At 71.9% G+C, this 8,819-nt stretch carries 3 protein-coding genes and 1 pseudogene; 1 reads left to right on the top strand and 3 read right to left on the bottom strand.

What is annotated here, in order from left to right; translation table 11 throughout:
* The 3 genes and pseudogenes from EBH09_RS30260 to EBH09_RS39385 form a co-directional block, all read right to left on the bottom strand.
* Window positions 1-6,018: SDR family NAD(P)-dependent oxidoreductase (locus tag EBH09_RS30260; protein WP_238697480.1), on the bottom strand; the 6,018-nt coding region annotated here is incomplete at its 3' end.
* Window positions 6,015-6,440, bottom strand: a complete 426-nt coding sequence (locus EBH09_RS39390; protein WP_238697569.1) for a 4'-phosphopantetheinyl transferase superfamily protein — start codon at window positions 6,438-6,440, stop codon at window positions 6,015-6,017. The genes EBH09_RS39390 and EBH09_RS30260, both read right to left, overlap by 4 nt.
* Window positions 6,441-6,473: 33 nt before the next feature.
* Window positions 6,474-6,713, bottom strand: a pseudogene (locus tag EBH09_RS39385) (4'-phosphopantetheinyl transferase); the annotation flags it as partial.
* 1,247 nt (window positions 6,714-7,960) lie between these two features.
* Here EBH09_RS39385 and EBH09_RS30245 point away from each other — a divergent pair.
* Window positions 7,961-8,819, top strand: an 859-nt coding sequence (locus tag EBH09_RS30245; RefSeq protein ID WP_193776612.1) for a polyketide synthase, incomplete at its 3' end; no start/stop codon positions are given.

Here is an 8,819-nt window from a genome sequence, read left to right as displayed (position 1 = left end):
CTCGTCCGCGAGGTACCGCGCCAGCCCACGCACCGTCCGCACCTCGAAGAGCAGTGTGCGCGACAGGGGCCCGAAGGCGTCCTCCAGGGGCTGGACCATGGTCACGGCGAGTACGGAGTCCATGCCGTACCGCTCCAGCGGTGTGTCGGGGTCCAGTCGCTCGGGCCCGAGCTTGAGGGCGGAGGCCAGTACGCGTCTGAGATGGGCCACGGCACGGTCCTCGACGGACCGCACGGATCCGCCGCCGGTGACCGCGGCGGGCGCGGGAGCTTCCGGCGCCGGGGCCGCCGCGGACCGCGGTGCCGCGGACCGCTCCGCCTCCCCGGCGGGCTCCGTCAGCCGGGACAGCAGCGCCTCGCGGTCGCCCGCCACCACGAGCAGCCTGCCCTCCGTGGCACCGCCCGCGGCGCCGGCCACGGCCTGGTGCAGGGCGGCCAGGCCGCGTTCGGTGTCGAGGGGGGCGAGCCCGGCGGCGCGCAGCTGCTCGCGGACGGGGCCCTCGGCGCCCATGCCGCCTTCGTCCCACAGGGGCCAGTTGACGGACACGGTGCGGCCGTTGCGCAGGCCCGCGCCGACGAGTTGGTCGCGGTGGGCGGCGTAGGCGTCCATGAAGGCGTTGGCGGCGGCGTAGTCGCTCTGACCGGGGTTGCCGAAGGCGCCGGCGATCGAGGAGAAGCAGACGAACAGGTCGAGCGGCTGTTCCCGGGTCAGCTCGTCCAGGTGGACGAGACCGGCGACCTTGGGGGCGAGGACCCGGTCGAGTTCGCCGGGGCTCTTGCGGACGATGAAGTTGTCCTCGATGACGCCGGCGGCGTGCAGCACGCCGGTCAGCGGGCCGTACTCGTCCGCGACGCGGGTCAGCAGGGCGGCGAGGGCGGCCCGGTCGGTGACGTCGACGCTCTCGTACTGGACGGTCAGGCCCGCGGCCCGCAGGGTGTCCAGCACGGCGCGGCGCTCGCCGGTCAGTGGGGAGCGTCCGGTGAGGACCACGGTGGCGTGGTCGACGGTGGCGGCGATGTCCCGGGCGGTGATCAGGCCGAGTCCGCCGATGCCGCCGGTGACGAGGTAGACGCCGCCCTCCCGCCAGGGTGCCGGTGCGGGCCGGGAGGCGGCGACCTCGGTGAGGCGGCGGGCCTGGCGGCGGCCGTCCCGATGGCGTACCTCGGGTTCGGGGTCGGCGGTGGCCTCGGTTGCGAGGCGGGCGAGGACGGTGGCGGGCGGGGCTCCGTCCAGGCACTCCACGTACTGGGTGTGCAGCTTGGGGTTCTCCAGGTGGGCGGTGCGCAGCAGCCCCGCCAGGCCGCTGAGACAGGCCGGCCGGCCGCTGTCGCCGACGAGTACCACCTGGAGCAGCGTGGGCCGGCGCACGCCCTGCTCGAGGAGCCGCCGGGTCAGCGTGAACACCTGCCGCACGGCATCGGCGTACTGCCGGTCCAGTGGGCCGTCGGCGAGGTCGAGGACGGTGCACTCGGCCCCGGTGGGCAGGGCGGCGCGCAGGGTGGCGCGGTCGTTGTCGGTGAACCGGCCGAGTACCACGACGTGCCGTTCGGCGAAGGGTTCGCCGGGCGTGGCCGGCGCGGCGGCGCGGTCGGTCCACTCGGGCCGCAGCAGCACCACGTCGGCGCTGTCGGGGCCGACGACGCTGTCGGGGCCGACGGGAGCCGACGCGACCCCGCTCGCGGGCCGCTGGGGTGCTCCCTCGGTGTCGACGTCGAACCAGCAGCGTTCGCGGGCGAAGGGATAGCCGGGCAGGCTTGTGCGGCGCACGGTGCTGCCGGCCGGCCAGGCGTGTTCCCATTCGACGTCGGCGCCGTCGGCCCACCCCGCGAGCAGGTCTTCGGGGAAGCCCTGCCGCGTCCAGGCGTCCAGGGCGGCACGCACCGCCGCCGCGTCGGCGGCCCGGTCCGGGCGGACGGTGCCGCGGTGCCAGGGGCCCTGCGCGGCGGGGTCGGCGGTGAAGGCGGCGAGCCGCTCACGGGCCTGGGCGAGGGAGGAGACGGCGAAGGCGAGGCGTTCCTCCAGCGCCATGCGTCCGGTCTGCAGGGTCCAGGCGATCGCGGACAGGTCGGCGTCGGTCGCTTCGCCGAGCCGGGCGTGCAGGCGGCGGGCCTGTTCGACGAGCTGGGCCTCGCTCTTGGCGGAGAGCACCAGCAGCGCGGGGCGGCCGTCGGCGGGGGTACGGGCCGGGCGGGCCGGCGGCTGGTACTCGGCGACGACGACGTGGGCGTTGGAACCGCCGCCGCCGAAGCTGGAGACTCCGGCGACCCGCGGCAGCGTGCGGCGTTCGCCGTCGTCGCCGTCCACGACGGGCCGGTGCCAGGGCTCGAGTGTGCGCTGGACGCGCAGGGGGGTGCGGGCGAAGTCGATGTGCGGGTTGAGGGTCTCGGCGTGCAGGCTCGGCACGAGTTCGCCGTGGCGCAGCTGGAGCAGCACCTTGGTGAGGGCGGCGATGCCGGCGGCGGACTCCAGGTGCCCGATGTTGGACTTCACGGAGCCGATGGCGAGCTGCCCGGGTGCGCCGCCCGCGCGGCGGAACGCCTGTGTCAGACCGCTGACCTCGATCGGGTCGCCGAGGGACGTACCGGTGCCGTGTGCTTCGAGGTAGCTCAGCGAACGCGGGTCGACACCCGCCGCGTCGAGCGCGTCGGCGATGACCTCGCCCTGGGCCGCCGGGGTGGGCACGGAGTAACCGGAGGTGCGTCCGCCGTGGTTCACCGCCGTGCCCTTGATCACCCCGAGGATCCGGTCGCCGTCTGCGACGGCCCGCTCCAGCGGCTTGAGCAGCACGGCGCCGACACCCTCACCGGGCACATAGCCGTCACCGCCCTCGCCGAAGCTGCGGCACCGGCCGTCACTGGAGAGGAACTTGCGCTGCCCGAGCACCAGGTACTTGTTGGGGTGCGGAGTGAGGTTGACGCCACCCGCGAGCGCGGTCTCGCACTGACCGCTGCGGATGGCCTCGCAGGCCAGGTGAATGGCGGTCAGGGAGGACGAGCACATGGTGTCCACGGCCAGGCTCGGGCCGTGGAAGTCGTAGAAGTACGACACCCGGTTGGCGACCGTGGAAGCGCTGCCCCACAGGGCCGCCGGCTCGCCGCGCTCCTGCGCCTGCGCACCCAGGAGCTGGTACTCCTGGTACATCACGCCGACGAACACCCCGACCTTCGCACCACGCGAAAGCCGCTCCGCGGTGTATCCGGCGTCCTCCAGAGTGTGGTGGGCGCATTGCAGGAACAGCCGCTCCTGCGGGTCGAGATAGTCGGCCTCCAGCAGGGAGATCTGGAAGAACAGCGGGTCGAACCGGTCGATGTCGTCCAGGAAGCCGCCCCAGCCACCGGCACCCGCCCCGGCGTACCGCCCGGCGTTCCAGCGGTCGGCCGGAACCTCGCGGATACAGTCCCGGCCCGTACGCAGGTTCTCCCAGAACTCGTCAAGATCCGCCGCCTGCGGATAGCGACCGCTCACACCGATGATCGCCACATCTCCCGGGGCCGCGGTCCCCGCCGCGACCGGTGATTCAGCGGACTCGGTGGTCTCCGCGGGCGCGGCGGCATGGGCGGAGGCGGCAGCCTGGGCGGTCTGAGCGGTCTCGCCGGTCTGGGCGGTCTGAGCGGTCTCGCCGATCTGAACGGTCTCGCCGGTCTGGGCGGCGGGAAGCGGACGGCTGGAGAGTCCGGTCAGCTCCGCGCACACGCGGCCCTGTTCGTCGACGACTGTGACGTCCAGCTGTGCGGAGGCCCGGTCGGTGCCGCTGCCGGGCCGGTGACGGATCCACGCGTACGCGGTCGCGGGGGTGACGGCGACGGCTTCGGCGCGGGTGAGCGCGAACGGCAGGGCGAGCGCCGCGGAACCGCCGTCGCCCAGCCACAGGCCGATGGTGGCCTGGAGGGCACCGTCGAGGATGCTCGGGTGCATCAGGCCGCCGTGCAGCGGTTCTGCCGCCTCCGGCAGGCGCAGCTCGGCGAGGACCTGCCGGCCGCCCTCCGCGGCCCTGCCGGTGCGCAGTTCGGTGAGGGACCGCTGCGAGGGGCCGTACGCCAGGCCGAGGCCTTCGTAGAGGCCGTAGACGTGCTCGCCGGAGTACGTCGCCTCGGTGCAGGCGGCCCGCAGCTCGGCGATGGGCAGGGTGCGGCGCCCGGCGGCGTCCTCGGCCAGGCTCGCCCGGCCCTGGCCGCACAGGGTGGTGTCGCCGTCGGCTCCGACGGCGGAGACCTCGTACGTGCAGCCCGCCCCGCCGGTGCGCACGCGCACCCGCAGCGTCAGCCCGTCGGGGCCGTACACGGCGGCCCGGAGCCACACCACGTCGGTCAGCCGGACGGCGGCGGCGTCCTCCCGGCCCAGTGCCCGGGCGACCGCCGCGCGCGCCATTTCCAGCTGCGCGACACCCGGCAGCACCCGGCCACCGCGGACCTGGTGATCGCGCAGGTACGGTTCCGAACCGTCGAAGCGGGTCTCGTAGGTCACCTCGTCCGCCGGGCCGCCGGGCACGGTCCGCTGGAGCAGCGGATGGTTCGGCGGCACTGGGGTTCTCGGCGAGTCGCCCTGCGCGGACGTCTCCTGGACGCCGTGGACACCGTGGGCGCCGACGAGATGGGATGCCATTGCCTGCAACGTGCGGTGCTCGCCGAAGTCCCCCGGAATCAGGTCCGGCCCGTACAACTCGGCCACCCGCTCGGCGAGCCGCGCGCGCCCGCCCAGGTCCAGCCCGAACTCGCCGAGCTCGGCGTCGGGGTGCACATCGGCGGGGCGTACCCCGAGAAGGGCCGCCACCTCTTCGGTGAGGGCGGCCCGTACGGCGGCGAGGGAGTCGGGCACGGCCTGTGCGGCGGGAGCCGGCGCCGCGGTCGGCGCCGCGGCGACGGCACCGGCGGGCACCTGCGGCTCCAGCCACGCCGCGAGCTCCGCGATCGTCCGATACTCGAACATCACCGTCGGCGACAACTCCACCGACAGCCGACCCTCCAACTCCCCCACCAGAGCCAGCAAATCAGCCGACCCCAACCCCAACTCGTAATACCCCAGACCCACATCCACCGCGTCCACCGGCACACCCAGCCGCGAACCCACCAACTCCCGCAACACAGCGGAAACAGACAGGGATTCCACCACCGGAGCGGGAGTCAGAGCCGGAGTCGGCGCAGGAGCCGCCGCGGTCTGCGGGGCGGGGGCGTCACCTCGGACGTCCAGCGCACCGGCCGCCCTGATGCGCTTGGCGACGAACTGCCCCACCTCGGCGACCTTCCGACCGGCCTCGTCATAGAACTCGACGACCAGTCGTATGAGTTCGTCGTCACGGCGGACGGAGTCGGCGGGCACCCGGACGTAGCAGCGCCCGCCGAGCGGTCCGGCCGCGCGGAACCGGTCGAACATCAGCGGAAGGTAGAGGCCGGGGCCGTCGTTGTCCCCGTGCAGCATGCCCAGGGCGACACCGCCGCCGAGGAGCCCGGCTTCGAAGAGGGCGGGGTGGAAGAGGAACGCTCCGGTGGAGGACTGGTGCCCGGGGGCGAGTTCCACCTCGGCGATCCAGTCACCGGGACGGTGGTGGACCGCGCCCCCGAGCTTCATCAGGCCCGAGTGGAGGAGGTCGTACTCCCGGCACCAGGTGTAGATCTCGTCCATGGTGGTGCGTCGGCTCGCCCCCTGGACGGGCAGCGGGAGCCGTTCCGTGAAGGTGACGGGGTCGCGGTGGTGCGCGGTGACGACCGCGTGCAGGACGTCGGTGGTGTCCTGGGCGCGGCGGCTGCGCACCTCGACGCGCCATCCCCCACCGTCCACGGGGCGCCCCTCGACGGTGGTCCGGACGGCCTCGCCGGGCCCCGCGACCAGCGGCGCGAGGATGGTGAGGTTGCGCAACTCCACCTCGGGCATGGGGTGTCCGTGCCGGGCGAGCACCTGGAGCACCAGGTCCACGTAACCGACACCGGGCAGCAGGCTGCGGCCGTACACGACGTGCCCGCGCAGCAGCGGGTTGTCGGCGGTGACGGTGAAGGTCTCGGTGAACGTGGGGGATGTGGTCATCGGTTTTCCGTCCCAAGAAGGGCGCGCGAGGGTGCCCGAGTGTGCGTGGCGCGAACCGGGGATTCGCTTACGGACAGGGGGAGAGCGATGGCTGTCAGAATGAGCCCGTCACGGTGCAACCAGCGTCCCGTGAGCCGGGGTACCGGCGTCCCGGCGGCCTGGGGTGGAGGCACCAGGAACCGCGCGGAGAATGAGCCGCCGGGATCGATGTCGATCCGGGCCCCGTCGAACCCCAGCATCCGCTGGGCGAGGGGGAACCAGACCTTGTAGACCGCCTCCTTGCAACTGAACAGCAACCGGTCCCACGGCACCGCGTCGCTCTGCGCGCCGAGCCGTTCCACGAGGTCTCGTTCGGCCGGCAGGGCGACCAGGTCGAGCAGGTCTCCGGGAAGCGGGGCGCTTTCCTCGGCGTCGATGCCCACGGAGTGCAGCCGGCTGGCCCGCGCCACCGCGGCCGCACGGTATCCGGAGCAGTGCGTCATACTGCCGACCACTCCGGCCGGCCATTGCGGGGCCCTGTGGCGCCCGGGCGGCAACGGAACCGGAGGAATACCCAGTTCACCGAGTGCGGTACGAGCGCACCGTCGCACCGTCGAGAATTCCCGTCGGCGCCGTGGTACGGCGTCGGCGACGGCCGCGCGTTCCTCGGCGAAAAGATGAATGTCCGCGTCGTCGTCGAATGCCTCCGCGGACATCACGTCGACAGGAAGTATCTCCTCGATCACTGCTCCCCCGAGCCCCGTTCCCCCTGCCGCTTGTCAGGTGGTCAGTGACAAGTGCAATGGGGTACGGAGATTCTGGTCGAGATCGGGATCGAGATCGATACAGAGGTCGCGGACGAGTTCCGCGAAATCTTCACTCAAGCACCCATGGTCGTGCTCGATACGGTCGAGTATGTGCGAGCGCACGCCTCTTCCCCCCCGGTTTCGATTGCGTTTGCGCATGATGGCGTTTCCGATAGGACGCGCTCCGGATTGCCACCTTGGATTGTCAATGCCAAGAATCAGTAAACAGAGGATGACAATCACGGAGATGCCGCCCTCCAGCCCGTACGGCGTGAGGCTTCCCCATCTCGCTCCCCCATTCGGATCGAAAGCTTAGGTTGGCTGATCACGACCGTCAACCGCCTTCCGAAGATCGCTTAGCTCGCTCCTCCAGCCCGGCCCCACCACCCAACGTCCCGTCACTCCGGCGCAAGCGCGGGCGTGTTGACGGGCCGGCGCGGAGCTGGGTGACCCCTGCCGGTCCGTCGGCGACGAGTCGGCGGGTGTTGTGTTCCCGGTGACGGATCATGGTTGACGGCTTGTGGTGGATGACCTAGGCTCCCTTCCCATTCGATCAAGGTTGCGAAACTCTCGGGGGGTGAATCCAACCATGCTGATCGAGGGAAAGCGGGGGTTGTGTGAGTGTGAGTGCGAGTGGTGAAAAGCCGCTCCTGTTCGCGTCCTCCACTCATCATCCATCATTCAACTTTTGACTTCTGAAGCCGGCCGCGACCTGCTGCGCGTCGCATCGTGGAAGACACCGTCGCGGACCGTGCAATCGGCCCTTACGGCGCCGGAAAAGCCGCCCCACGAAAAGGGTTGACCGCAGCGCGCTGATCCGGTCGACAGGGGCGTTCGTCGTGCGGCCCGGTCACTGACACCGGAACGACGGGGACTTTCGCGTGATTCCGCGATTCACGGCACCCGCTCCGCCGGCGGCCCATTCCGCCGTAGCACCGAACGCTGATTGATCCACTCGATCCGCGACGGACTTCTTTCGACCGCCGTCGTTCTGAACCGAACACGCCGCCTTACGGCCACACTGCGGTTCCTGGCCGAACCGCCACCCCGTGCGCTGCCATTTGTGAATCCCCGTCGCGCAACTCCGGCTATTTACCACCGGCTGTGCCCCACCGGGCCCGACCGCCGGCCTAACGCTCCTTCTGGGACGGACACCGATGACCGAGTCGACCACGTTCAGCGAGACCTCCAAGGTGCAAACGGTGCGCGGTCTCGCCCGCCACCTCGCCGCTGATCACCCGCGGACGCTACGCCCCCTCGTCGGCGAGCCCTCGTCGACCACGACCTCTTCACCGGCACCGGTCCGGCACGGGCAGACACACCGCGGCCAGGACATCGCCGTCATCGGCGTCGGGGGGCGCTACCCGCACGCCGACGACCTGGAGGAGTTCTGGTCGGTGCTGCGCGAGGGCCGGGACTGCGTCACCGAGGTCCCCGCCGACCGCTGGGACACCGGCGGTCCGGCCCAGTGGGGCGGGTTCCTCGACGCCGTCGACCGCTTCGACCCGCTGCACTTCGGCATCTCGCCCCGCCAGGCCGCGGCGATGGATCCGCAGCAGCGGCTGTTCCTGGAGACCGTGTGGCACCTGCTCGAACAGGGCGGCGTCACCCAGGAGGTCATCGAACGGCGCTACGGCCGCAGCGTCGGCGTGTACGTCGGCGCCGCCTACCAGATGTACCGGGCGGACGCCTGCGAACCGGTACTCGCGGCGCTCACCTCGTCCGCCTCCTACAACCTCATCGCCAACCGCGTCTCGCACTTCTTCGGCCTCGAAGGACCGAGCCTGGCCGTGGACAGCATGTGCACCTCGTCCGCCATGGCCGTGCACCTGGCCTGCACCGACCTGCTGCGCGGCGAGTGCGAGCTGGCCGTCGCGGGCGGAGTCAACCTGACCACCCATCCCGACAAGTACCTGGCCCTCGGCGAGATGCAGCTGCTCGGCACCCATCCGGGCGCGCGCAGCTTCCGCGACGGCGACGGCTACCTGCCCGCCGAGGCCGTCGGCGCCGTACTGC

This window comes from Streptomyces sp. E2N166 (assembly GCF_003671715.1).
In the GTDB taxonomy this organism is placed as follows: Bacteria; Actinomycetota; Actinomycetes; order Streptomycetales; family Streptomycetaceae; genus Streptomyces; species Streptomyces thinghirensis.
This window is presented reverse-complemented; position numbering and strand designations above follow the sequence as displayed.